At 34.3% G+C, this 25022-nt stretch carries 25 protein-coding genes; 7 read left to right on the top strand and 18 right to left on the bottom strand.

The features are described 5' to 3' along the window. Nucleotides 1-102: 102 nt before the first annotated feature. Nucleotides 103-1449: an NADP-specific glutamate dehydrogenase gene (gene gdhA, locus BR52_RS03660; RefSeq protein WP_034569278.1), complete on the bottom strand. Its 1347-nt coding sequence runs from the start codon at nucleotides 1447-1449 to the stop codon at nucleotides 103-105. 252 nt (nucleotides 1450-1701) lie between these two features. On the opposite strand from gdhA, the gene def reads away from it, so the two are divergent. The 3 genes from def to BR52_RS03645 all read left to right on the top strand — a co-directional run bounded on the left by def (nucleotide 1702) and on the right by BR52_RS03645 (nucleotide 4234). Continuing rightward, nucleotides 1702-2262 carry a peptide deformylase gene (gene def, locus BR52_RS03655; protein WP_034569275.1) on the top strand — a complete coding sequence of 187 codons (561 nt, stop codon included), beginning with the start codon at nucleotides 1702-1704 and terminating at the stop codon, nucleotides 2260-2262. Between the two features lie 248 nt (nucleotides 2263-2510). Then, nucleotides 2511-3362: a glycosyltransferase family 8 protein gene (locus tag BR52_RS03650; protein WP_034569273.1), complete on the top strand. Its 852-nt coding sequence runs from the start codon at nucleotides 2511-2513 to the stop codon at nucleotides 3360-3362. Further along, entirely contained in the window at nucleotides 3359-4234 is an 876-nt protein-coding gene (locus BR52_RS03645) for a glycosyltransferase family 8 protein (RefSeq protein ID WP_051915620.1), read from the top strand. The genes BR52_RS03650 and BR52_RS03645 overlap by 4 nt, the downstream gene beginning before the upstream one ends. Before the next feature lie 97 nt (nucleotides 4235-4331). Here BR52_RS03645 and BR52_RS03640 read toward each other — a convergent pair whose 3' ends face one another. From BR52_RS03640 to BR52_RS03625, 4 genes are all read right to left on the bottom strand, one after another. Continuing rightward, nucleotides 4332-5111: a Cof-type HAD-IIB family hydrolase gene (locus BR52_RS03640; protein ID WP_034569272.1), complete on the bottom strand. Its 780-nt coding sequence runs from the start codon at nucleotides 5109-5111 to the stop codon at nucleotides 4332-4334. A gap of 113 nt (nucleotides 5112-5224) precedes the next feature. Then, nucleotides 5225-5404 (bottom strand): hypothetical protein, encoded by a 180-nt coding sequence (locus BR52_RS03635; protein WP_034569270.1) that lies wholly within the window; start codon nucleotides 5402-5404, stop codon nucleotides 5225-5227. A 107-nt stretch (nucleotides 5405-5511) separates the two neighbouring features. After that, complete coding sequence (locus BR52_RS03630) at nucleotides 5512-7290, bottom strand: ABC transporter ATP-binding protein (protein WP_034569268.1); 1779 nt, start codon at nucleotides 7288-7290, stop codon at nucleotides 5512-5514. Then, nucleotides 7287-9017, bottom strand: coding sequence for an ABC transporter ATP-binding protein (locus BR52_RS03625; RefSeq protein WP_034569266.1), 1731 nt, complete (start codon nucleotides 9015-9017; stop codon nucleotides 7287-7289). The genes BR52_RS03630 and BR52_RS03625 overlap by 4 nt, the downstream gene beginning before the upstream one ends. Before the next feature lie 588 nt (nucleotides 9018-9605). On the opposite strand from BR52_RS03625, the gene BR52_RS03620 reads away from it, so the two are divergent. The 4 genes from BR52_RS03620 to BR52_RS03605 all read left to right on the top strand — a co-directional run bounded on the left by BR52_RS03620 (nucleotide 9606) and on the right by BR52_RS03605 (nucleotide 13496). After that, the gene (locus tag BR52_RS03620; RefSeq protein ID WP_034569263.1) at nucleotides 9606-9818 is read left to right on the top strand and encodes a DNA-directed RNA polymerase subunit epsilon; all 213 of its coding nucleotides are present in this window, start codon (nucleotides 9606-9608) and stop codon (nucleotides 9816-9818) included. A gap of 3 nt (nucleotides 9819-9821) precedes the next feature. Next, nucleotides 9822-11492 carry a ribonuclease J1 gene (gene rnjA / locus BR52_RS03615; RefSeq protein WP_034569261.1) on the top strand — a complete coding sequence of 557 codons (1671 nt, stop codon included), beginning with the start codon at nucleotides 9822-9824 and terminating at the stop codon, nucleotides 11490-11492. A 347-nt stretch (nucleotides 11493-11839) separates the two neighbouring features. Next, entirely contained in the window at nucleotides 11840-13138 is a 1299-nt protein-coding gene (locus BR52_RS03610) for a Y-family DNA polymerase (RefSeq protein WP_034569258.1), read from the top strand. Then, the gene (locus BR52_RS03605) at nucleotides 13128-13496 is read left to right on the top strand and encodes a hypothetical protein (protein ID WP_034569255.1); all 369 of its coding nucleotides are present in this window, start codon (nucleotides 13128-13130) and stop codon (nucleotides 13494-13496) included. The genes BR52_RS03610 and BR52_RS03605 overlap by 11 nt, the downstream gene beginning before the upstream one ends. A 190-nt stretch (nucleotides 13497-13686) precedes the next feature. On the opposite strand, the gene BR52_RS03600 is transcribed toward BR52_RS03605, so the two are convergent. The 13 genes from BR52_RS03600 to BR52_RS03540 all read right to left on the bottom strand — a co-directional run bounded on the left by BR52_RS03600 (nucleotide 13687) and on the right by BR52_RS03540 (nucleotide 24976). Then, nucleotides 13687-13974, bottom strand: a complete 288-nt coding sequence (locus BR52_RS03600; protein ID WP_034569253.1) for a HesB/YadR/YfhF family protein — start codon at nucleotides 13972-13974, stop codon at nucleotides 13687-13689. 108 nt (nucleotides 13975-14082) lie between these two features. Beyond that, on the bottom strand, nucleotides 14083-14742 hold the full coding sequence (locus tag BR52_RS03595) for a potassium channel family protein (RefSeq protein ID WP_034569249.1): 660 nt from the start codon (nucleotides 14740-14742) through the stop codon (nucleotides 14083-14085). Between the two features lie 103 nt (nucleotides 14743-14845). Further along, entirely contained in the window at nucleotides 14846-15478 is a 633-nt protein-coding gene (locus BR52_RS03590; RefSeq protein WP_034569248.1) for a response regulator transcription factor, read from the bottom strand. Continuing rightward, on the bottom strand, nucleotides 15456-16544 hold the full coding sequence (locus BR52_RS03585) for a sensor histidine kinase (RefSeq protein WP_034569245.1): 1089 nt from the start codon (nucleotides 16542-16544) through the stop codon (nucleotides 15456-15458). Before BR52_RS03585 ends, BR52_RS03590 begins: the two co-directional genes overlap by 23 nt. After that, nucleotides 16541-17284: a cell wall-active antibiotics response protein LiaF gene (liaF, locus tag BR52_RS03580; protein WP_034569242.1), complete on the bottom strand. Its 744-nt coding sequence runs from the start codon at nucleotides 17282-17284 to the stop codon at nucleotides 16541-16543. Before liaF ends, BR52_RS03585 begins: the two co-directional genes overlap by 4 nt. 178 nt (nucleotides 17285-17462) lie before the next feature. Beyond that, entirely contained in the window at nucleotides 17463-17936 is a 474-nt protein-coding gene (greA, locus tag BR52_RS03575; protein ID WP_034569239.1) for a transcription elongation factor GreA, read from the bottom strand. 156 nt (nucleotides 17937-18092) lie between these two features. Further along, the gene (udk, locus tag BR52_RS03570; protein ID WP_034569237.1) at nucleotides 18093-18722 is read right to left on the bottom strand and encodes a uridine kinase; all 630 of its coding nucleotides are present in this window, start codon (nucleotides 18720-18722) and stop codon (nucleotides 18093-18095) included. Nucleotides 18723-18793: 71 nt separating this feature from the next. Next, the gene (mltG, locus tag BR52_RS03565; protein WP_174222350.1) at nucleotides 18794-19900 is read right to left on the bottom strand and encodes an endolytic transglycosylase MltG; all 1107 of its coding nucleotides are present in this window, start codon (nucleotides 19898-19900) and stop codon (nucleotides 18794-18796) included. Nucleotides 19901-20166: 266 nt separating this feature from the next. Further along, nucleotides 20167-20475: a DUF1292 domain-containing protein gene (locus BR52_RS03560; protein WP_034569232.1), complete on the bottom strand. Its 309-nt coding sequence runs from the start codon at nucleotides 20473-20475 to the stop codon at nucleotides 20167-20169. Nucleotides 20476-20540: 65 nt separating this feature from the next. Beyond that, entirely contained in the window at nucleotides 20541-20963 is a 423-nt protein-coding gene (ruvX, locus tag BR52_RS03555; RefSeq protein WP_034569230.1) for a Holliday junction resolvase RuvX, read from the bottom strand. Continuing rightward, nucleotides 20960-21229, bottom strand: a complete 270-nt coding sequence (locus tag BR52_RS03550) for an IreB family regulatory phosphoprotein (RefSeq protein WP_034569227.1) — start codon at nucleotides 21227-21229, stop codon at nucleotides 20960-20962. Before BR52_RS03550 ends, ruvX begins: the two co-directional genes overlap by 4 nt. 204 nt (nucleotides 21230-21433) lie before the next feature. Continuing rightward, nucleotides 21434-24085, bottom strand: a complete 2652-nt coding sequence (gene alaS / locus BR52_RS03545) for an alanine--tRNA ligase (RefSeq protein WP_034569225.1) — start codon at nucleotides 24083-24085, stop codon at nucleotides 21434-21436. A gap of 408 nt (nucleotides 24086-24493) precedes the next feature. After that, nucleotides 24494-24976: a tetratricopeptide repeat protein gene (locus tag BR52_RS03540; RefSeq protein WP_034569223.1), complete on the bottom strand. Its 483-nt coding sequence runs from the start codon at nucleotides 24974-24976 to the stop codon at nucleotides 24494-24496. Nucleotides 24977-25022: the final 46 nt, after the last annotated feature.

Below are 25022 nucleotides of genomic sequence, written 5' to 3'. Positions count from 1 at the left end.
ATTTCACTTTTTAATTAGCCATTTTATACTCGTAAAATAATGAATAAAACTCATCGTGACAACTTTTTTTAAAGCTTTAGTTAGTTAATAACTATTTATTTTCTAAACTACTCCCTGAGAAATCATTGCATTTGATACTTTCAAGAAACCAGCGATATTAGCACCACTTACAAAGTCACCAGGAACGCCATATTCAGCGGCTGTATCACGACAATCTAAGTAAATTTTAGTCATAATTTCTTTTAATCTCATATCAACTTCTTCAAATGTCCAACTTAAACGTAAACTATTTTGACTCATTTCCAAAGCCGAAACGGCTACGCCACCTGCATTGGCTGCTTTAGCAGGTCCATATAAAATACCTGCATTTTGATAAATCTCTATTGCCTCTAAATCACTTGGCATATTTGCACCTTCCGCCACTGCATATACACCATTATCAATCATTTTAGTAGCAATTGTACCGTTGATTTCATTTTGAGTTGCAGAGGGCAATGCGATTTGATACTCTTCATCAATTTCCCAAACAGTTCCTTCGTTATATCGAGCCGTTGGATGTTTAACAATATACTCTGAAATTCTCTTGCGCTCAACTTCTTTTAATTGTTTAACTGTTTCAATTTTAATACCCTCTAAGTCAACAATATAACCATTTGAATCTGAACACGCAATAACGGTTCCACCTAATTGATGTACTTTTTCAATTGCGTAGATCGCCACATTTCCACTTCCAGAAACGACTACTTTTTGATTTTTAAAGCTTTTACCTGTATCTTTTAACATCTCTTCTGTAAAATAGACCAGCCCATAACCTGTCGCTTCTGTTCTTGCCAAACTCCCACCCATTGGAATTGGTTTTCCTGTTAAAACACCTGCATGGAAACCATTTAAACGTTTGTATTGACCAAATAAATAACCGATTTCTCTTCCTCCAACACCAATATCACCTGCTGGGACATCCGTATCTGGACCAATATATTTTTGAAGTTCGGTCATAAAACTTTGACAAAATCGCATGACTTCGTTATCTGTTTTTCCTTTTGGATCAAAATCACTGCCACCTTTTCCGCCGCCAATCGGCAAACCCGTTAAACTATTTTTAAAAATTTGTTCAAACCCTAGGAATTTGACAATACTTTGATTAACACTTGGATGCAACCTTAAGCCACCTTTATAAGGTCCAATTGCTGAACTAAATTGCACTCTAAAACCTCGGTTTACTTGAGTTTTCCCTTTTGCATCGGTCCAAGGAACTCTAAATTGAATAATACGTTCAGGTTCAACGATTCTCGACAAAATATTTTCTTCCATTAATCGTGGATGTCTTTCTAAAACAGGTTCAATTGAGTTGAAAAATTCTTTGACAGCTTGTAAAAATTCAGTTTGATGTGGATCTCTTTCCATTACTTCTTGATAAACTGCTTTGATATATCGTTTTGCTTCTCCCATCAAATCACTCCTAAATAGAATTTGTCACGTTAAATTTTAATTATTATCTCACAAAAAACTCATTTTTAAAAGGAATATATTGTTTAAAAAAATGATTTCGCTTACATATAAATACTGCCTTATGCTCTTTAAATTTCATTAAAATTGTTCTTGAAGTTCGTGCAATTTAATGCCAATACTGTTAAAATGTATAAGACGAAAGAAAATAATTGATGCAATTTAATTAAACAAGATTAGTAGGAGTGACGATTTATGATAACAATGGATACTATTATTAGGGAGGGTAACCCTACTTTACGAGAAATCGCTGAAGAAGTAAGATTCCCTCTTTCCAATGAGGAACAAATTTTATGCAAAGAAATGATTGAATTTTTAAAAAATAGCCAAGATCCTGAATTAGCTGAAAAATACAATTTACGTGGTGGCGTTGGTTTAGCGGCACCACAATTAGATATCAAAAAAAGGATTATCGCCGTTCATATTCCTAGTGATGAGCAAAATGCAGAGCCAATTCTTAGCAGTATTATGATTAATCCTAAAATTATTAGCCATTCTGTTCAAAGTTCTTGCTTAGCAGAAGGTGAAGGCTGTCTTTCAGTTGATCGCGAAGTACCTGGATATGTCGTGCGTCACAGTCGAATTACGCTGACTTACTTCGATCCTGAAGGAACTTCTCACAAAATTCGTTTAAAAAACTATCCAGCAATTGTTGTGCAACATGAGATTGACCACATCAATGGCATTATGTTCTACGACCATATTAATTCACAAGAACCATTCAAAGTTGAAAATGATGTAACGGTAATTTCTTAATAAGTAAGACAAAGCGTTTTTATCGCTTTGTCTTTTTTTTATTTAAATAATTTTCTTTCGGTTAAGTTCTTCTATATAGTTTTATCTTTGCTCAAGTTTCGATTTTATTCTACTATAAAAGAACTTTTAGAATAAAAACACCTGATTAAAAAGTTGTATAAGTTGACTTCACCATTAAAAGAGAATATGATTAAACAAATACCAATAATTTTAATCTAATTTTAATAAAAAAATGGAGGTGAATTCTAATGACTAACACTACCGTTATTCCAATAGTTTCCGCGTCAGATGAAAAATACGCTCCTTACCTTGGTGTAATGATACAGTCATTACTCAACCATCTTCCTGATAAGTACTCTGTTATTTTTTATATCATTGACGATTATATTTCGGAACAAAGTAAAGAACACTTAAGTTCACTTGGTCAAATTCAGTATCTTTCAGTTAACAAAGCTCTTTATCAAAACTTTTTGGAAAGCGATCATATAACTCAAACTGCCTATTATCGAATCTCTATTCCTGATTTATTAGTTGATTTAGACTATGAAAAAGTGCTTTACTTGGATGCCGACATGCTGATTTTAGATGATATTTCAAAACTATTTCAGACTGATTTAGGAGACGCTATCGTCGGAGCTGTGATTGATCCGGGACAAGCTAAAGCTTCTGCTCGTCTAGGCATCACAACAAACGATTATTATTTTAATTCCGGTACACTCTTAATTCAGCTCCAACAATGGCGCAAAAATCATATCACAAAAAAGACGATTGACTATTTGACTAACTTCCCCGATAAAATCATCTATCATGACCAAGATGCTCTAAATGCCACTCTTTATGAAAATTGGTTTCCCCTTCATCCAAAATGGAACATGCAAACTTCTCTTATTTTCAGAAAACACAATGCCCCCGATGCGCATTACGCAAAAACTTATGAAGAAGCCATCACACTCCCTTCAATCATTCACTTCACTGGACACGACAAACCTTGGAACACCCTTCAAGGTCACCCATACACTCAAGCATATTTAGCACAACTTCAAGCAGGACCTTTCAAAAAAAATATGTACCAAACTAAAGAGACGGAGGAAATACTATGACAACATTAACGAATCATGATAAACCTATCTCAATTGTTTCTTCAACAAATGAAAATTTTGCTCCTCACTTAGCAACATTACTTTGTTCCTTATTAGATAAAAATAATGCTCCTTTTCATTTTTATATCATTGACGATGGACTTAGTTTGCGTTCGAAACTTCTTTTAAATCGAACCATTAGTTCATACAATAAAGCGGTTATTTCTTATATTTCAGTAGACGCCAGCCTTTTTGAAAATATGGTGGAAAGCAACCGAATCCCTCAAACAGCATACTATCGTATTGCGATACCCAATTTAATTACAGATCCAGACGTGGAACGTATTATCTACCTTGACTGTGATATGTTGGTAATGGATTCTATCGAAGAATTATGGGGAATGGATTTAGAAGAACATTTATTAGGGGCTGTTGAAGATGCTGGGTTTCATCATCGACTTGAAACTATGGGAATTCCATTTCAATCTAGTCGCTATTTCAACTCTGGTTTAATGGTCCTAGATTTAGAAAAATGGCGTCAAGAACAAATTTCAGAAAAAGTGTTACAATTTGCCCATGATTTTCCTAAAAAATTAAAATTTCACGATCAAGATGCTTTAAATGCCATTTTGCATGATCGTTGGACGCCACTTCATCCAAAATGGAATGCTCAAACCTATATGATGTTAAAGGAAAAAGTTCACCCGACATTACTAGGCCACTTACAGTATCGCGAAGCCAGAAAAAGTCCAAGTATTATTCATTTTTGCGGGCATGAAAAACCTTGGATGGGTATTTCTCGTCATCCATTCGCTTCTTATTACCATCACTATCGTAGTAAAACAGCTTTTGACTATGAACCCATAACGATCCAAGACTATGTGGAGGGCTAATAAACGTGGATATCAATCTAGTTCTTATCGCAACTAAAAAAGAATAAAAACGACGATTTCTACCGTGAAAGGGAAATCGTCGTTTTTTATTGCCACATTAAATTAAGTCTAACTTTGTCAACGCTTTTGCAATCCCATCTTCATTGCAATTATCGGTTACGTAAGTTGCTTGTGATTTTACTGGTTCTACAGCATTTCCCATCGCAACCCCTGTTCCGACCATCGTTAACAATTCCAAATCATTTAAACCATCACCAAAAGCAATCGTATCTTCTACTGAGAAGCCTTGCATTTCAGCAATTTTTAAAGCTGTATTCGCCTTAGAACCATCATAAGGCAAAATATCTACTCCCACATCGTGCCAACGCACAAAACGAAACTTAGGAAATTGCCCTTGTTCATAATGCTTTTTTTCTAATTCTGAATAAAAAATCAAACTTTGGTACAACTTATTTGACTGATAGAATTCACGGTCATAGTCTGGAACGCCAAAATCTATGCTATTCATCGCTTCTTCAATCGATTTTTTACTGACTTCATCACGACTTCTTAAAAGGTCAGCTGATTGATAGACAATTTGATGTCCTTGCAAATCGGCTACTTGTAACAGTTCTTCATATGCCCCTGGATCTAACGAATTTTCAAAGACTAATTCATGATGATAATAACCAGCTGCTCCGTTACATACAATATAACTATTAAAATCCAACTCTTCAATTACTTTTTGTGCTAAGAATAAATTTCTACCTGTCGCAATTGCAAGCTCATGTCCATTATTTTTAAGCGTTTTCAAAGCATCCCTCGTACTAGCTAAAACTTCTTTATTCTCATTCAACAACGTACCATCAATATCAAAAAAAATCATTTTTTTGTTCATTTGCTTCTCTCCTACTTTCAACTCTTCTTTACCCCTTTTAGTTTACCGATAATTGAAGCAAAGTGCAAAACAAAAAAAGAAATTCAACGAAATTGAATTTCTTTTTTTGTTTCTTAACGAGGATGGCTCCATTTTTTAGGACTCCAAATCTCACCTTCTAAAGCAACTTGTAAGCTCTCATTATCTGAATTTAATTCATTTATATATTCAATTGTAGCATCTACAATAAACTGATCTTGGTCACCTTTTACTAATTTTTGTAACTCTTGCTTAATCCATTCTCTCATTTCCATTTTCTATTCCTCGCTTTCCTTGCCAATTCAGTTTACTACATGAATAAAAAAAAGAATACTAAAGTGGTTTAAAACAAAAAAGACAACCTGTTAAGGTTGCCTTTTTACTATTCTGCTTCTTCACTGAATTGGCTATTGTATAATTTTTCATAGAAACCACCCTCAGCTAAGAGGCTTTCATGAGTTCCTTGTTCGATAATCTCTCCTTGATTCATTACAAGGATTAAATCAGCATCACGAATAGTTGATAAACGGTGGGCAATTACAAAACTTGTTCTGCCTTCCATTACGCGCTTCATCGCTTTTTGTATCAACGCTTCTAAACGTGTATCCACAGAACTCGTCGCTTCATCTAAAATGAGAATTTTAGGATCAGAAATGATAGCTCGTGCAATTGTTAGCAATTGCTTTTGTCCTAGTGAAATATTGGATGCTTCTTGGTTTAACACCATATCATATCCATCCGGTAACGTACGAATAAAATGATCCACATTGGCTGTTTTAGCTGCATCCACCACTTCATACTCAGTCGCATCAAGCTTACCAAACCGAATATTATCTGAAATACTCGCATTATACAACCAAGCATCTTGCAACACCATACCAAATTGAGATCGAACATCCGCTCGTGACATCTCTTTTGTGTCGATGCCATCAATTTTTATAGCGCCATGATCCACATCGTAAAAACGCATTAGTAAATTAATCAAGGTTGTTTTCCCTGCCCCAGTTGGACCAACAATTGCAACTGTTTGACCGCTTTTTACTTCCACATTTAAATCTGTAATCAATGGATTTTTTTTATCATAACCAAATCCAACATGTTCAAAAGTCACATCCCCCCGAACTTTTTCAGGTAAAGGGTATTGAACTAAATCTGGTTTTTCTTCTGGCTCATCTAAAATTTCAAAAACTCGACCGGTTGCGGCGGCTGCACTTTGTAAGACACCAGACAACTGTGTGATTTGTGAAATGGGTTGATTGATTTGCCAAATATATTGAGTGAATGCTTGTAAATTCCCTAAAGTTAGCATTCCTTGAATAACAGAATAACCACCAAAAACGGCAATTCCAACATAAGCTAAATTTGAAGCTAAACCGACTAATGGCATCATTAAACCTGAAACAAAGGCTGCTTTAAAACCAAACCCCGCTAATTTATGGTTAATTTCTTTAAAATTGGATAACGTATCCGCTTCTTTACCATATAATTTAATGACCGAAAAACCGCTATAACTTTCTTGAACAAAACCATTTAGTTCACCTAACGCTTTTTGTTGGCCTTTAAAATAAGGTTGTGATTTTTTGACAACTGCTTTTGAAATAAAAATCGAAGTCGGAATAATCAACAAGATAATAATCGCTAATGGAATAGAAATATATAACATCATTCCAACTGCAAATACGATTCCCATCACTGAATTCACAATTTGAATCAAGCTTTGCTGCATTGCATTACTAATCGCATCCACATCATTCGTCACTCGACTTAAAATATTCCCTTGTTGATTTTTATCAAAATAAGAAACTGGCAAGCGATTGATTTTATTGTCAATATCACTTCTTAAATCACGCATCGTATGTTGAACAACATTCGTCATAATGAAACTCGCTGACAACATTGTAATTTGATAAATCGCTGCGGCCCCCAACATGTATAAAATCACTTTTTGAACATAGGGGAAGTTAACCGCTGCTGCTGGTACATGATTTGCGATATCTTTGATATTGTTTCCTACTTCCGTAATAATCAGCCCCATAATAAAAGGCTGTAAAGCATTGGCCATCATACAAATAATCGTAAGAAGGATAGCTGAAATAAAACCAATTTTATAGGGTTTTACATAAGCACTTAAGCGTTTAATTGATTGAATGGATTCTCTCATGCTAACTCCTCCTTCGATAATTGTGAAGCGGCGATATCATAATAAACGTCACATGTTTTTAATAACTCTTTGTGGGTACCCATGCCGATAACTTCCCCTTCATTTAAGACGAGAATTTTATCTGCGTGCATAATCGTTCCCACACGTTGTGCTACAATTAGTACAGTTGCTTCTTTTGTTTCAGATTTTAAACGCGCTCGCAATTTTGCATCTGTTTGATAATCTAACGCAGAAAAACTATCATCAAAAATATAAACATCTGGTTTTTTAACAATTGCCCGTGCAATGGACAAACGTTGCTTTTGACCACCAGACATATTGCTTCCACCTTCTGCTAAAAGTTCATCGTATTGAGCTGGTTTTAATGAGATAAACTCTTTTGCTTGAGCAATATCAGACGCTTCTTCTAATTCTCCAGTTGTCGCATTCCATTTTCCATAGCGCATATTTTCAGCAATCGTTCCTGTAAATAGCAAGGCTTTTTGTGGAATATAGCCAATTTTCTTGCGTAAAGCACTTAACTTGTAATCTCGTACATCCACGCCATCTAATAAAATACGACCTTTCGTTACGTCATAGAAACGGGGAATCAATTGAATTAAGGTTGACTTCCCACTTCCTGTGCTTCCGATAAAGGCGATTGTTTCACCTGGTTTTGAAGAAAAACTAACATCCCGAATAATCGGTGTTTCTGTATTTCCAGGATAAGCAAACGTCACATTTTCAAAAGTTAAATACCCATGTGTTTTTGTTTCTGTAATGCCATTTTCATTTTCTGTAATAACTGGCTCCGTTGCCAATACTTCTTCGATACGGTGAGCAGAAACTGCTGCTCTTGGATACATCATAAAGACATTTGCAAATAGCATAAATGAGAATAACGCGTGGAAAATGTATTCAATAAATGCTATTAAATTTCCAACTTGTAAATCACCTGTATTGATTTGTCCTACACCTAACCAAATAACAACGGCAAAAATAATGTTAAAGACAACCGAAAATCCAGGTTGCGCATAGGCCATTAATTTAAAGAGCTTTTTTGAAACAGTTGCATATGCATCGTTAACTACTTTAAAACGTTTTTCTTGAAATTTTTCATTTACAAAGGCTCGAATCACTCGTAGACCTGTTAAATTTTCACGTAAATTCAAGTTAATGGCATCCAAATTGGATTGCTGACTTTCAGAAAGTGGTTCTGATTTCTTTCCTATTAATAGAACCCCAATCAATAAAAATGGAATGGCTGCAAAAACAACCCATGACAACGAAGGACTAGTTCGTACAATCATGATAAAGCTCGAAATGAACATTAATGGTGTCATCATTCCCATTCTTAAGATCATTTGCATAAATTGCATCACTTGAAATGCATCATTTGTTGTTCTAGTTACCAACGAAGACACACCAAATTGGTCATATTCACGATGCGAAAACGATTGCGTTTTTTCAAAAATATCGTCACGGATATCTCGCACAATACTTGTTGTGATCTTACTTCCACAATAAGCTAGAAACATCAGTGCGACTAAACCAATCAAACAAATTGCAATCATAATCATGCCATAATACTTAACCTCACCGAAATCATTCACGGCGATTCCATTATCAATCATTTTTGCCAATAACGTCGGCAGTCCTAACTCGATTAAAATAAAGCCAAACACGCTTAAAAAATTTAAAAATACCAATCCCTTATATTTCATCGTGTAACGCCACATTAATTTCAATTTATCATCTCCTTTTCCCCGTAACCACTGTGTTTTAATATTATAAAACACAAAAAAATTGAATAATTTCACTATACCATAATTTTTGCTATTATGTCAGATTTTTTTGCTTTAATCAATAGCTATTTAAACAAACTATTCATAAAAACTTGTTGATCAATTAAAAATAAACGCTTTTTTATTATCGAATCTCTCTTAGTTGTCTCAATTTCAGCGATTCTTCCCATTTGATACCTTTAGAATGATTTACTTTCTATACTTCGTTCAAAAATTATGGTAAAATACACTTACAATGTTGTGATTAAAACACAGCCACCTGTTCGGGAAAAAATAACAACTTAGTGGAGTCTGTTATTAAAAATATCGTTAACACTAATTTCATCTTAATTTTTAACAATGGTATCTTTCTGTTTTTTTAATTAGCTAGACTTATAACTAAAGGCCTATCTGATTACCGAATAAACCAACTTACAGGGCAAATCAAGCCCTTTATTTTGTATGGTTAGCACTATCACAACAATTGAATTTAAGTTTTAGCCTATTTAGATAAATTCACTGCATTTTGCAGTTATATAAGGAGAGAAAATTATGATTTTTAAAGTCACTTATCAAGTAACAAAAACCAGAAATCCAAAACGTGAGGACACTCAAGCCCTATACGTAGAAGCAGAATCAGCGGTAGCAGCCCGCAAACTAGTTGAAGAAAACACCCCTTACAATATTGAGTTTGTTCAACCAGTAGAAGGAAAACACTTAGCTTACGAACAAAAAAATCCTGACTTCAAATTAACGGAGTTTTAAGAAATGAAACCAACTATAAAAAACAATGAAGCTGCTGTCTTTGGTATCGGGGGGCTAGGGGAAATTGGAAAAAATACGTACGGTGTTCAATTTCAAGATGAAATTATCATTGTAGATGCTGGTATTAAATTTCCTGAAGACGACTTATTAGGAATTGATTATGTGATTCCTGATTATAGTTACATTGTTCAAAATATTAATAAAGTAAAAGCGCTAGTGATTACTCATGGACATGAGGATCATATCGGTGGGATTCCCTTCCTATTGAAACAAGTAAACATTCCAGTTTATGCGGGTCCTCTTGCATTAGCCTTGATTCGTAATAAATTAGACGAGCATGGTCTTTTACGGGATGCGGAACTACATCAAATCGGTGAAGATTCTGTATTAAAATTCCGTAAAACAAGTGTAAGTTTCTTTAGAACCACACACAGTATTCCAGATGCACTAGGAATCGTTGTTAAAACACCACCCGGCAACATTGTCTTAACGGGTGACTTTAAGTTCGATTTCACACCTGTTGGTGAACCTGCTAACTTACACCGTATGGCAAAAATTGGAGAAGATGGCGTATTAGCACTCTTATCTGATAGTACAAATGCGGAAGTTCCAAACTTTACTCAATCCGAACAAGTCGTTGGTGAATCCATCACTAGTATTTTCCAAAAAGTAGAAGGTCGAATTATTTTTGCGACTTTTGCATCAAATATTTCACGTCTCCAACAAGTTGCAAATGCAGCGGTAAAAACGGGTCGTAAAATTGCTGTTTTTGGTCGAAGTATGGAAGCTGCTATGGTCACTGGGCGTCAATTAGGTTATATCACTGCACCTGAAGATACATTTATCGATGCTCACGAATTAAATCGTTTGCCTGCAAATGAGGTAACGATTTTATGTACCGGCTCTCAAGGTGAACCAATGGCAGCGCTAAGCCGTATTGCCAACGGAACTCACCGTCAAATCTCCATTCAACCTGGTGATACAGTTGTCTTTTCAAGTTCGCCTATCCCAGGCAATACAACTAGTGTAAACCGCGTAATCAACTTGCTTTCTGAAGCTGGTGCCGAAGTGATTCACGGAAAAGTCAACAACATTCACACTTCAGGTCATGGTGGACAACAAGAACAAAAATTAATGCTTCGTTTAATGAAACCTAAGTATTTTGTTCCTGTCCATGGTGAATTTAGAATGCAAAAAATCCATACGACCCTTGCAGAACAAGTTGGCATTCCAAAAGAAAATTCATTTATCCTTGCAAATGGTGATGTTTTAGCATTAACGGCTGATTCTGCTCGCTCTGCTGGTCATTTCAATGCAAGTGATGTTTATGTTGATGGAAAAGGAATTGGAGATATCGGCAACGTGGTCCTACGTGACCGTAGAATCCTCTCTGAGGAAGGTTTAGTTGTTGTCGTTGTGACCTTAGATTATAAAACAAAAGACGTTTTAGCTGGTCCAGATATCCTTTCTCGTGGCTTTATCTACATGCGTGAGTCTGGTGATTTAATCAATGAAGCGCAACGTGTTATCTTTAAAAACTTAAAAGAGGCGCTAAAAGAAGAAAATGTAACTGAACAATATATTAAAGAAACGATTATTGGCAGTTTACAACCTTTCTTATTTGAAAAAACAGAGCGTCATCCAATGATTTTACCAATCATTATGCCTGTTTAACCATTCTATAAAAAGGATTGTTCTAATTACTTAGAGCAATCCTTTTTTTTGTTTCATATATGAATAAAAAATCGAATGATTTTAAAAAAATTAAATTTATTAAAATAAATTTAATTTAACCATTTTCAACTTCCCTTCACGCCTTTTCTTACTCAATGTATCGCTTTAAAACAACTAATACAACTATTTCATTAATTAATTATTCACATGAATTATAACAATACATTTATTCTTTTACTAAATACATAAAAAAAAGCAAGTGTGTGTGTATGTTCGCCTTTACTTATTGAACGTATGTTCGTATAATAGGATTATCTTATTAAAACGAGAGGTGAACTGTTACGGAATTGGAATTGGACTATTCTAACGAACCACGTTCGGATATTTTATGTATCGACATCAAAAGTTTTTACGCCAGTGTTGAATGCGTTGAACGAGGATTAGACCCACTTAAAACCATGCTTGTTGTAATGTCTAACGAAGAAAGCAATGGTGGGTTAATTTTAGCTAGTTCACCTGCTGCAAAAAAAAAACTAGGGATTTCTAATGTGATGCGTAAATTTGATTTGCCTCACCACCCTCAATTAATCATCGTCCCTCCTCGTATGAGTTTATATATTGAGAAAAACAAACAAATTATCGCTATTTTTAGAAAATATGCAGCTGAAGAAGATATTTTAGTCTATTCAATTGATGAAGCTTTTCTGAAAATAACCCCTGTTAAAAAAATGTTTCATGCTACTCCTTATGAAATTGCACGAAAAATCCAGTACGATGTCTATCATCAGCTAGGTTTGTATACCACCATTGGAATTGGAGATAATCCGTTGTTAGCCAAACTAGCTTTAGATAATGAGGCCAAAAATGCGCCTGATTTTAAAGCCGAATGGCGCTATCAAAATGTAGCGGATAAAGTTTGGAAGATTCCCTCGTTAACAGATATGTGGGGAATTGGTTCGCAAACGGCTAAAAAATTAATTCAAATGAATGTCCACTCAGTTTATGACTTAGCACATTTTGATCCTGGAATACTCAAAGAAAAAATGGGGATTATCGGTGAACAGCTTTATGCACATTCATGGGGAATCGATCGTAGCGATATTTCAGTTAAATACAAATCCTTAGAAAAATCTTACAGCAATTCACAAATACTGCTTAAAGACTATAGCATTCAAAAAGAAATAGAATTAGTCATTAAAGAAATGGCTGATCAAGTAGCTACAAGATTACGAAAAAAAAATTGTCAAACACAGTGTATTTCTCTTTTTATACGCTATTCAAATCACGAAGTAACCAAAGGCTTTAATCGACAACTCAAAATTACCGCTACTAACAATACCAAGCAATTAATTGAATACTGTCTTACTTTGTTTAGAAACTATTATAAAGATGAAAGTGTCCGACAAATTGGCATCAGTTACTCAAAACTAGTTTACCGTACAGATATCCAATTAGATCTTTTCAAAGAAATAAATGAACAAGTCAACGAGTACCATTTAGATACAGTTGTTGATAAAGTTCGTACTAAGTACGGTTTTAATAGTCTGATTCATGCTAGTAGCCTTCTTGAAGGTGCTACTGCAATCAAGCGTAGTTCGTTAGTAGGCGGGCACGCATCAGGAAAGGAAGAACGTCATGCTAAATAAATTTAACGATCACTATCAAGACCGAGGAACAGTCAAATGGCAAGGAATGTATTTATCCGAACACAGTCAATCATTGGAGAACGATGCAACTGAACTAGCCGATACCATTTCTCAAAAACCTCAAATGACTTCTTTTGAAATAGCTTCTGTTTTAGATTCTGCAATTGTTAAGAATAAAAAAGTAGCGATTCAAATAGAAGAAATTAATGAAAATGGTGATTACGCTAAAGATACAATTGGAAAAATAAAAGGCTATGATGAATTAGGTATTTATATCGATCATATTAAAGTTGGCTATGATGAAATCAGAAACATTCAACTTTATGAAGAAATAAAATGGAGTAAAATAATAAATTAAAAATAGGTCATTGCGCTTCAAACTATCCGTTTATTGTTGTGCTTTTTCATTTTTTAACATAAATTTGGTATTTATATAAATTGACTATTAAAAAATTAAACGTTATAGTTAAATTAATATTTTGTTTTATAATGCAAAAAAAGACTAGCCCTTAGTTTCCCAAAACCTAAGAGCTAGTCTTTTTTAATTTTTATAAATATTCATAAATAGGTTCATCTTTTAATTCATCATAATCTACTTTTAAATCATGACCACTAAAATACCACTCATCGCCGTCTTCAACGAAATACGTTACGCCTTCTTTTTCAGTACTTCCTAGCGGATTACGAGGTTCTACTAATTCAATCCCCAAAGAGAATCCTTGTTGGATGGGACTAGTTCCACCATATTTTCCAAAAAAACGGACAAAAGTTCCATTTGACACACCAACTTCATCTTCAAACCATTTTTTTGCAGTATCTGTAATTTCAATTTTCATTTTATTAATCGCACAAAAGCTTTCTTTTGTGACTCCTCCTTTCCATCAATCATACACCCTCTATTCTACCATAAATACTAAAAAAACCACATTTTGCTGTTTACACAGTTAAGGCATCATTGCTTCTAAACGGTCTAAATCAATGACTGATCCTACAACCATCAACGTATCGTTTTCTTCAATCGTTTCTGTTGCTTTTGGTGAAATAATCATTTCTTGTCCGCGTCGAATCCCAATGACTGTCAAACCAAATTTTGCTCTAAAATCTAGTTCATCCAGTGATTTGCGATAAAATTTTGGATTCGTTACCTTTAATTCTACTAACGAATATTCGTCTGACAGCTCCAAATAGTCCACCACATTTTTAGAAACTAAATGATGTCCTATACGAATTCCCATGTCTCTTTCAGGATGAACAACGTGATCTGCCCCAATGCGTTCTAATACTTTTCCGTGATAATCATTTTGTGCTTTAGCTGTTACAAAAGGAACACCCATTTCTTTAATCATTAAAGTAGCTAAAATACTGGCTTGAATGTCTTCCCCAATTGCAACAATAACATGATCAAAATTACGAATGCCTAATGATCGTAACACACTTTCATCTTGAGCATTTGCTACTACTGCATGAGTCGCGATATTCATAAATTCATTTACACGGTCTTCACTTGAGTCAATGACTAATACATCTTGACCAGCTTCTACTAACGTACGGCAAATACTACCGCCAAAACGTCCTAATCCAATAATCGCAAAGTTCTTTTTCATTCTTTATATCACCTTTCATATATGCCTCATTTTAATTTTACTCTCTTCTAGTATAACAAAAAAAAGCAAAACCAACAGCTTTCCATTCGGTTTTGCTTTTCTTTTATTTGATAAGATGATGTTTAAACGCATAAATTGCTGCTTGTGTGCGATCTTCTACATCTAATTTAGCTAATATATTGGATACATGTGTTTTGACAGTCTTCAATGTAATGAACAATTGGTCCGCAATTTCTTGATTTGAATTCCCTTGTGCAATCAATAATAAAATTTCATTTTCACGATTAGTCAGATCATCATGTAACACAGGTTCTTTCTTTTTAGTAAAACGTTCCATCATCTTACCTGTCACTTCTGGTTCTAAAATTGACTCACCAGCGTATGTAGAACGAATGGCATTTGCAATTTCTCCTGCAGTTGATGTTTTAAGCATATAGCTAGATGCACCTGCCTCTAATGCTGGATAAACTTTTTCATCATCAATAAAACTTGTGACAATGATGATTTTTGCTTCAGGCCAATCTTTTAAAATTGCTTTTGTTGACTCAATCCCATCCATGACATCCATCACTAAATCCATCATGATTACGTCAGGTCTTAATTCTAATGCCTTTTCATACCCAATCAAGCCATTTTCAGCTTCACCAATCACTTCAATATCCGGTTGAATCGACAAATAAGCTGAAACCCCTAATCTTACCATTTCGTGATCATCAATCAGCAATACTTTGATCATTCTCGTCACTCCCTTTTATAATTGGTATCTTGATTTCAATGCTCGTTCCTTGACCAGGGAAACTAATAAACTTACAAATTCCACCCATACCTGCTACACGTTCTTTAATATTTTGTAATCCATAATTTCCCGCTTTACTTTCTTTCGTATCAAAACCAACACCATCATCAATCACACGCAATAAAATGGATTGATCGACTTTCTTTAAATAAACTTCTAATTCATTTGCTTTTGAATGTCGCAGTGTATTAGACAGCAATTCTTGTACAATTCTAAATAGGTGATCTTCAATCCCACTTGGCAAATAAACATCTTCTATTTCCCATGTCAAAATAATTTGTACTTTTGATTTTAATTCAACAAGTAATTGCTCAATTCCTTTTTTCAACGTTTTTCCTTCTAAACTAATAGGACGTAAATGAAGCAACAAAGCTCTCATTTCAGATTGCGAATCATTGATAATACTTTCAACCATTTTTAGTTGCTTTTGAAAAAGCTCACTAGAATCAACAGCAGCTTGCTCATTCAAAGCAGATAATAACATCATAGCAGCAAATAATTGTTGACTAACTGAGTCGTGAAGCTCTCTTGCTAAGCGATGACGCTCCTGTGTTAAGATTTCTTCTTTTGTTTCACCATCAACAAATTTAGGCTGATTGCCGTTCAATTGTACTTCTTTGGATAGTTCTACAAGTTTGTCTTTGACAACGCATATATGTTTATCGATATCTTCTTGATAAATGGACGCACTATAAAGATCGTTTTGTTCCTTAAAAACACTCGCTTCATAATTTCCATCAGCTAAAGCTTGTAATTCTTCCTCAATATGTTCCCATTGCGCACGTCCAACAAAGTACATAATTGTAGCAACTACCACTCCAATAATAAGCGAAAAAGCAACTAAATAAACTAAAAAAGGGATGGCTAAAATCTTAACCGAAATCAAGTCAATATACCATCGATTTTTAGATGTTGCAGAACTAAATGCAATTGCTATTAACAGCATAACAATAAATGAAAAAAACGAAACGGTGAAAAAGGTACGTTGATTCACTATTTTTTTCATACCTCAATCACCTCAATATCACCAATTAACACATTTGTAATGATCTTGATTTTTCGAATGCTTTCTTCATATTGATCGCTATACATTTTAACGGTCTCATTTTTTAGTGTATAGCTATCGCCTTCAAAGCTTATTTTACCACGAATTGCGCTATGTTCAATCATAACACCTACACCAACTGGAACTAAAATGCGGGTTTTTCCAAAACCTTTACGAATCACAACAAAACTTTCATCTTTCGGCAATAATGTATTCCCTAAATCAATGATTGTATCTCCTGCAAAAATAGAAAAATTAATATCATCCCATTCATAAATTGCATTTCCAATTCGTTCATTTCCAATCCATGGGCGTTTCATACGCTTGCCATTTTTTTCAGTGGTACTACTTGTTTCTACCACAACGAGTGATTTTCGTTTCCACGGAGCGTTTGAAAAATTTTTATTCTTCATATTCGTAAATAACTGACTGCCACTAATTGAAAAGAAGAAAATAGCAAAAATTAACATTAACCATATTGAACTTGTTGATAGTAAAACAAAAACCACCAATAAGCCACCTAAAACTAAAAAGAAACTATTATTGTATCCTTTTGTAAATTTATTTTTAAGACTCCAAATACTCATCACTAAACCCGCTACAAAAGCAATCATTAGTGGAATAGTTGAAAAAATTTGGAAAATAAGATAAACAAATAATAAGCTTTCAATAAGGATGAAAAATTGCCAATTGTTTTTCATAGTCACCCTCCTTTATATTTTATATTCTTTTCTAAGTATAGCATCTTTTACGAGGGAAACAGCGTGCTCAAGCATGAATTCTCTCTAAGACTAAAGACTGATATTGGACTATTTTGATTCTATAAAGAAGGAAAAGCCACTCAAAAGAGCAGCTTTCCAATTTTATTTATTCATTTGATTAAGATACGCTGATAATTTTCACTTGCATATCTCCACCTGGAGTTGAAATGATAACCTCATCATCAATACGTTTCCCAATAATTGCTTTAGCAATCGGTGAATCGTTAGAAATTTTACCAGAAAATGGATCTGCTTCTGCACTTCCAACAATTGTGTATTCCTCTTCTTCACCATCAGGTAATTCAATAAATTTCACTGTACGACCTAATGAAACCTCGTCTTTATCTGTGTTTTTATTGTCGATGATTTCTGATAAGCGAATCATATTTTCTAGTGTCGTAATACGACCTTCAACGAAAGCTTGCTCATCTTTTGCTGATTCGTACTCGGAGTTTTCTGATAAATCTCCAAAGCTACGAGCAATTTTAATTCTTTCAACGATTTCTTTTCTTTTAACAGTTTTTAATTCTTCTAATTCATTTTCTAATTTTTCTTTACCTTCTAAAGTCATAGGATAAACTTTTTCTACCATGTTCGTACTCTCCTTCTAAATAATCTGTTTATTACAAATTATTTCAGCGCCATTCATTTATTTTTTATGAAAGCGTACTATTTATTTTTCAATATTGACAAGATACCACGAAGCAAAGGAATTGTAAATAGTAATCTACATTATTTATGAATTTTCTCACTGATTATTCAATATCGAACTAATCTTTGTGGTCATCAAATCAATTGCTACTTGGTTTTGTCCACCTTCTGGAATAATTAAATCTGCATATTTTTTAGTCGGTTCGATAAATTGATGATACATTGGCTTCACGACACTTAAATACTGTTGAATAACAGAATCTAATGTGCGACCCCGTTCTTCCATGTCTCGTTTGATACGGCGAATAATTCGGATATCATCATCGGTATCAACATAAACTTTAATATCCATTAAATCACGCAATCTAGCGTCTTCTAAAATTAAGATACCTTCAACAATAATCACTTCTTTTGGTTCTTGTAAGACTATTTGACTACTTCTTGTATGAGCTGCATAATCGTAAACTGGTTTTTCAATCGAACGATACTGAATCAAATCCTCAACATGTTGAATCATTAGTTCTGTATCAAATGCAAAAGGATGATCGTAATTTGTTTTTAATCGTTCTTCAAAACTTAAATCACTTTGATCTTTGTAATAAAAATCTTGCTCTAATAATAGAATGGAGTGCCCTGAAAATTTGTTGAAGATTGCTCGACTGACACTTGTTTTACCGCTACCTGAACCACCAGTAACCCCGATCACGATTGGCTTATTCTTACTCATTATGCTAAATTCCGCTCCTTATTTAAAAGCATTGAATCAATTGATTCAATGCTTTTTTTCTGTTTCTAATTTTAATCAAGATATTTTGCTTTTAATTTTAAATGTTCGTCATAAGTTTCTGCAAAATAAACTTTTCCAGTTTTGGTATCTGCTAAGAAATATAAATAACTTGTATCTGCTGGATTTAGCGTTGCTTTGATAGATTCTAATCCTGGATTATTAAATGGCCCAGGTCCGAAACCTTTATTTTGATAAAGGTTATATGGGGAATCAACTTCTAAATCTTTCTCAGTTACTAATTCTTTATGTGTATCTAAAGAATATAGGACACTGATATCCGTTTGTAATGGCATATCCTCAGCTACACGATTGTAAAAGACATTGGCAATTTTAGTACGGTCATCATAAGAAACGCCTTCTTTTTCAACAAGAGAGGCTACAGTTAGAACTTCTTGAACCGTTTTCCCTTGTGCTTGTATCGTTCCGTAGAATGATTTCATCACTTCATCCGTTTTCTTAATCATATCTTCAACAATTTCTTCTAATGTCATTTTTTTATCATAATCGTATGTGGCTGGGAAAAGATAGCCTTCTAAACGATAACGTACATTCGTTGCACTCATTGCACTATCTAATAATTGTGGATACTTTTGTTGCATATTGGTTAAGAATGTTTCATCTTGAACTAATTTTAAGAATTCTTCTTTTTTATATTTTGTTGATTTTTCAACGGATTGTGCTATCTGCTCCATGGTTAAACCTTCTTGAACCAGAATCTTATTAGCTCCTTCGCCAGCTGTTGCACTTCCGCCTTTTTGAAGATCTTTAATAATTTGATTCAAAGTCATTGATGGTTTCAATTCATAGTAACCAGCTAAAAAATTGGCTGCATTATTTGTTTTTACATAATAACTAAAAACAAAAGCACTTTTGATAATTCCTTTATCTTCCAAAATTTTTGCAATTTCTTTTGTAGTAGAACCAATTGGTACTTCAACTTGTATTTTTTCTTCACTTGATGGATTTAACGGTTGTAAAGAACTCGTTACATAGCGATAACCTACTAATCCTAAAATAACTAACAAAATAACCAATACACCGATAATGCTAAGAACAACCTTTTTTACCACAGTTGATTCTTTTTCTCTGTCTAACATTCTTGAGCGTGACTCAGCCATTAATTTTTCCTTTTTACTTGGCTGTTCCTCGTTATTATTTCCCAAGAAAAAACCCTCCTAACTCCCATTAAAGAAAACAATCATTTTCTTCAATTTCATAACTAACTTCAATTATTATACATGATATCTACAGTAATGAGAACAATAATCTAGCGTTTTTTTGATTATCTTGCTAATTTTAGACTTTTTTTAAGTTTACAACAAAGCCTTTTCTTATTTACGCCTACAAAAAAAGCTAACAAGTACAATTGTTAGCTTTTATTTGATTATTCTTCTTCATCATCTGCCATGAAAGTATTTAAAACTTCTTCAATCATGTCCCACTCTTCATTTGTTTCGATTGGTTTCAAGTCTCCTTGATTCCCATCTTCTTGCTCTACATATGAGAAAGCTTGTAACTCGATTTCTTCACCTTCTGGAATTCCAGCTGGATAAACTAAAACATATGATTTTGCGTAATCATCTGAATCAAATGTGAATAAGATTTCGTATAATTCTTCATTTCCATTTTCATCAATAATTGTAATATGTTCGTGATCGTGATGATCTTCTTCATGATTGTGATCGTGTGTCATTCTAAACACTCCTTTAAATATATATCTTTCATCTGTTATATTCTACCGTATTTGAGATAAAAAAGCTAGTTTCGGTTTCCATCTAAAAAATTTTGAAGGATCATCACTGCGGCTACTTTATCAATTACTTTTTTTCGTTTACTACGAGAAGTATTGGCTTGTTCAATCAACATTCGTTCAGCTTGAACTGTGGTTAATCGTTCATCTTGAAATTCAATGGGCAAATCAAGCTCTTTTTTCAGCAACTCGGCATAATGCATTGAAGCTTCGGCCCTTGGTCCAATTGAGTTGTTCATGTTTTTAGGCAATCCAACTACGAACTTGGATACTTCATATTCTTTTGCCAATTCAACGACTCGATCGAGTCCGTATTTTTCTTCAGCTTCATTTATTCTAATAATCTCGATGCCTTGAGCTGTCCAACCAAATGGATCACTAATCGCGATTCCAACAGTTTTTGAACCGACATCTAATCCCATTATTCTCATTTAATTACAGGTCCACTCTCTTTCAAATAAGTTTTAACCAACTCTTCAACAATTTCATCACGTTCATGGCGTCTAATTAAGTTTCTAGCGTCATTGTGACGAGGAATATAAGCCGGATCTCCTGAAAGTAAGTAACCCACGATTTGATTGATTGGATTGTATCCTTTTTCTTCTAATGCTGCATAAACTAAAGTTAATGTTTCTTTGACATTTTTTTCCCGATTATCACCAAAGTCAAAACGCACTGTTTCATCAATTGAGCTCATTTTCTTACACCCCATTCTTTAATGCTTATTCTTATATTCTACAAGAAAGATGTGGAAACTACAATGCTTATTCCAGATTCCTTTCTTAATTTTTTCTTTTATTTACTTCTTATTTACTTTTTTTAAAAAAATTGATAGCGTTTACGAAGATTCTAAATAAAAACAGCTAATCTTAAGAAAGATTAGCTGTTTTTACGATAATTCTTATTCTGCTTTTTCTTCAATCCATTTTGTTACTTGTACTAAGGCATCTGATAAACCAGCTGGGTTTTTACCACCAGCTTGAGCCATATCTGGACGTCCACCGCCACCTCCGCCAACAAGAGGCGCAATTTCTTTAATCAAATCTCCAGCTTTTAGACCTTTTTTGATGCTTTCTTGGTTAATTGCTGCGAGTAAGCTTACTTTATCTTCTTGGGCAGTAGCTAATACTAGGATATCCGAAACATTATTTTGTTTCCATTGATCAGCTAGTTGGCGCAAGCCATTCATATCTTTCACATCAACTTTTGCTGCAATTACACTAAATCCTGCTACATCATTTATTTCTTTAAAGATATCTCCTGCTTGATCGTTAGCTAATTTTGCTTGCAACGAATCATTTTCTTTTTGAACTTCTTTTAATTCTGCTTGTAATTGAGTTACTTTTGAAACCACTTCTTTCGTTTGTGGTGCTTTTACTAGCGCTGCTACTTCGTTTAAGCGTGTTTGTTCTATGAATAACGCAAGGTAAGCCTCTTCGCTCGTTACAGCTTCAATACGGCGGACGCCTGCTCCAATACCCGATTCTGAAAGGATTTTGAATACACCAATCTCACTTGTATTTTGAACATGAACCCCACCACAAAGCTCAATTGAATAGTTATCAATATTGACAACACGAACAACTTTGCCATACTTTTCACCAAACAAGGCCATTGCGCCCATTTGTTTTGCTTCTTCAATTCCTGTTTCAACAGTTTCAACTGAAAGTGATTCCCAAATTTTTTCATTGACGATTCGTTCCATTTTAGCCAATTCGTCTGCAGTGATTTGACCGAAATGAGTGAAATCAAAACGTAAATAATGTGGTGCAACTAATGAACCTGCTTGATTTGCATGATCGCCTAATACATCCTTCAACGCACGATGCAATAAATGCGTTGCTGTATGATTACGTGTTATTTTACGACGAGCTGTTTTATCGACAGCTAACTTATAGGTTTCTCCCACTGTTAATGTTGTTAAAACTTCGACAGAATGTAAAGGTTGGCCATTTGGCGCTTTTTTTACATCGATTACTTTCGCTACAACGTCACCATTGGCATTCTTAACGACACCAGTATCGGCAACTTGTCCACCCATTTCAGCGTAAAACGGTGTTTGATCAAAAATAAGTTGTGCTTCGTGGTCAACATTAACGCTCTCTACAAGCTCATCTGAGGTTGCAATAATGCTTAAAACGCCTGTGGCATCTGTTTCATGGTAGCCTACAAAATGACTTGGTACTTTTACTTCTGAAAGCAAGCCTGTTTGAACAGCCATTGATTTCGCATCGCTTCTTGCTGCACGCGCACGGTCTTGTTGTTTTTTCATTTCGACTTTAAAGCCTTCATGGTCGACCTTCAAGCCTTCGTCTTCTGCGTATTCTTCAGTTAATTCAACTGGGAATCCATAAGTGTCATATAGTTTGAAAATATCAGCACCTGTGATAGTGTCTTCACCTTTTTCTTTTAACTCTTTTACAATGTTATTTAAAATTGTCAAACCGTCATTGATTGTTTCATGGAAACGTTCTTCTTCAGTACGGATAACTTTAACGATGAAATCTTCTTTATCTAGAATTTCTGGATAGTAGCTGTTCATAATACGACCAACAACTGGAACTAATTTATACATAAAAGCTTCATGGATTCCTAATTTTTTACCATGCATTACAGCACGACGTAATAGACGGCGAAGAACATAACCACGCCCTTCATTCGATGGCAACGCACCATCTCCAATAGCAAAGCTGACTGCACGAACGTGATCGGCAATTACTTTAAATGAGATGTCTAATTGTGGATCAACTGCATACTTTTTATTTGCGCTCAAGCTTGCTACTTCTTCGATAATCGGCATAAATAAATCTGTTTCAAAATTTGTTGGAGCGTCTTGTAAGATAGACACAACACGTTCTAATCCCATTCCTGTATCAATATTTTTATTTGGTAACGGCTCATAGGTATTATCTGGTTTGTGGTTGAATTCAGAAAAGACTAAATTCCAAATTTCAAGGTAGCGTTCGTTTTCGCCACCAGGATAATTTTCTGGATCATCTGCTTCCAAATCATTAAATTCTTCGCCACGATCATAGAAGATTTCTGAATCTGGACCACTTGGACCTGCTCCTATATCCCAGAAATTATCTTCAACGTCAACGATATGCTCATCTGTTAATCCAACTTTTTCCTTCCATAGGCGTCTTGCTTCCTTATCTTCTGGATAAACAGTTACATATAATTTTTCTGGGTCTAAAGCTAACCATTTTTCATCTGTTAAAAATTCCCATGCCCATACAATCGCATCTTCTTTGAAATAATCTCCAATCGAGAAATTTCCTAGCATTTCAAATAGGGTGTGATGGCGAGCTGTTTTCCCAACGTTTTCGATATCATTCGTACGAATACTTTTTTGAGCGTTTGTAATTCTTGGATTTTCTGGCACAATGGTTCCATCAAAATATTTTTTTAATGTAGCAACGCCTGAATTAATCCATAGTAATGTTGGGTCTTCAAAGGGAACCAATGAAGCACTCGGCTCGATTTTATGTCCTTTTGATGCAAAAAAATCTAGAAATAGTTGACGTACTTCAGCACTTGTTAATCTTTTCATGATAGTCTTCCTCTCATCTGTTAATTTTTTTAATGGGTTGTTTCTTTTCAGAAACAAAAAAATCCAATAAACTCGTTGCATACAAGGACGAAAAATCGCGGTACCACCTTGTTTGCAATGAAATCCATTGGATGTATCATTACCTCTTAAGTCTTCGATAACGCGAAGAAAGCGATAGTATTACTACTATAAGTTTAATTAAAAGGGAGCATTGATGTTAGTTTAGTGATTTTCTTTCAGCCGTGGAAAATCTTTCTTTAACTAAGAGCTACAAACAATATATCCTTTTACTGTGATTTTAGTATAGGAGAAGAATCTTATTTTGTCAATTGTTTCTCGCTAGAAAAACAACTTTGATTTAAATCTTTTCTTCAATAAACAACAGACTTCTCATCCAGTCGTTCTTTTTCACCATTTGTCTTCAAGTCTAGTTGAATAATAAGTAATTGCTTTTTGGTACAGTTGTATATCGCTATCTGAGGAAGTCATTGCCAAGAGCTGTAAAAGCAACTCCATGCCTTTTTGATATTCCCCTAGATTATAATAAACCATCGCTAAGAAGACACGATAGGCATTATTTTCAGGAAAGCAGTCAATTCCTTTTAAGAAGGTTTCTTTTGCTAAAATATACTCGCCAATTGCTCGATAGGTGCTGCCCAACCCTAAATAAGCTTCTTTTAAGTCGGTCTGATTCAGTCCAAACTTAATTGCTTTTTGATAATAATTAATGGCTTCTTTCTCAAGGCTTAAATTATCACAACACCATGCAGATTGATAGTAAATAGGTCCATTCAGTGGTTCATCAATTAAGAGTTTTTCTAAAATGTTTAATGCTTCTTTGGATTGATTATTTTCTCTCAAAATAATGGCTTCTAGTAGTTTTGATTTCATAAGCTTCTCCCCTTTGGTCGAAATCAATTCTTTTTTAGTATACGTT

The organism is Carnobacterium divergens DSM 20623 (assembly GCF_000744255.1).
Taxonomy (GTDB): domain Bacteria; phylum Bacillota; class Bacilli; order Lactobacillales; family Carnobacteriaceae; genus Carnobacterium; species Carnobacterium divergens.
This window is presented reverse-complemented; position numbering and strand designations above follow the sequence as displayed.